At 68.8% G+C, this 1,164-nt stretch carries 1 protein-coding gene; it reads right to left on the reverse strand.

Features of this window, described 5'->3' with window-relative positions:
- Window positions 1-1,121, reverse strand: a 1,121-nt coding sequence (locus tag ABN273_RS59210; RefSeq protein WP_349458597.1) for a cytochrome P450, incomplete at its 3' end; no start/stop codon positions are given.
- Between the last annotated feature and the right edge of the window lie 43 nt (window positions 1,122-1,164).

Below are 1,164 nucleotides of genomic sequence, written 5' to 3' on the forward strand. Positions count from 1 at the left end.
AGTTCGTGGACGCCGTAGGCGGACATGTCGTGCCGGAACTTGACTTCTTCCAGCGGTACGGCCAGGCGCAGGCCCGGCAGCCTGCGCAGCAGGCTGGGCAGCGCGACCTGCAGTTCCACGCGTGCCAGGTTCTGGCCGAGGCACTGGTGGATGCCGTAACCGAAGGCCAGGTGCCCGCGGGTGTTGCGGCCGAGCTCCAGGGTGTCGGGCTGGTCGAGGAACGCCGTGTCCCGGTTGGCGGCGGGCAGGTTGACGGTCACCGCTTCGCCGGCCCGGATGAGTTGCCCGCCGATGGTGAGGTCCTCGGTGGCCACCCGCACGATCATGTCCTGGGCGATGGACAGATAACGCAGCAGTTCCTCGACGGCGTTCGCCACCACGGCGGGGTCGTCGGTGTCGCGGATGAGGGCAGCCTGATCCGGATGCTGCAGCAGCGCCAGCGTGCCCAGGCCGATCATGTTGGCCGTGGTCTCGTGCCCGGCGAACAGCAGGATCATGCCGTTCATGGCGGCTTCTTCGCGGCTGAGCTCGCCCGTGGCGACCCGCTCGGTGAGCAGACGGCTGATGAGGTCGTCTCCCGGCTCGCGTTCCTTGCGCTCCACCAGGCCGAGCAGGTAACCGAACAGCGCCCCGCTCGCCTGCGCCTTGTCCTGCGCAGATGCGTCGGCGTGGTTCATGGTGGCGCTGTGCTGCTGGAAGAACTCGTGGTCGTCGTACGGCACGCCGAGCAGGAGCGAGATCACCAAAGACGGGAGGGGCAGCGCGTACTCGCGAACCAGATCCGCCGGCTGCCCCTTGCTGATCATCTCGTCAAGGAATCTCCCGGCCACCTCGTGGATCTGCGGACGCATCGCCTCCACGCGCTTGACCGTGAAATCGGCGGTGAGCATGCGGCGCAGCCGGGCATGGTCGGGGTCGTCCATCCGCGGGAACGCCGGGACCTGCGTGTGCGGAAGCACGGACGGGTAACGCTGGGCATCGGCACTGAGCCGCGGGTCGCCCAGGACCGCGCGGACGTCCTCGTACCGGGTCACCACCCAGGCGGTGTGGCCATTCCACAACCGGACCTGCTGCAGGCCATCGGCCTGGCGCCAGCCGGCGTATTCGGCGGGCGGGTCCAAGGGGCAGCGCTGGGAGCGTCTTCCAGGGAAGACAGGAGCGCTG

It is taken from the genome of Nonomuraea sp. B19D2, from assembly GCF_040137845.1.
Classification (GTDB): domain Bacteria; phylum Actinomycetota; class Actinomycetes; order Streptosporangiales; family Streptosporangiaceae; genus Nonomuraea.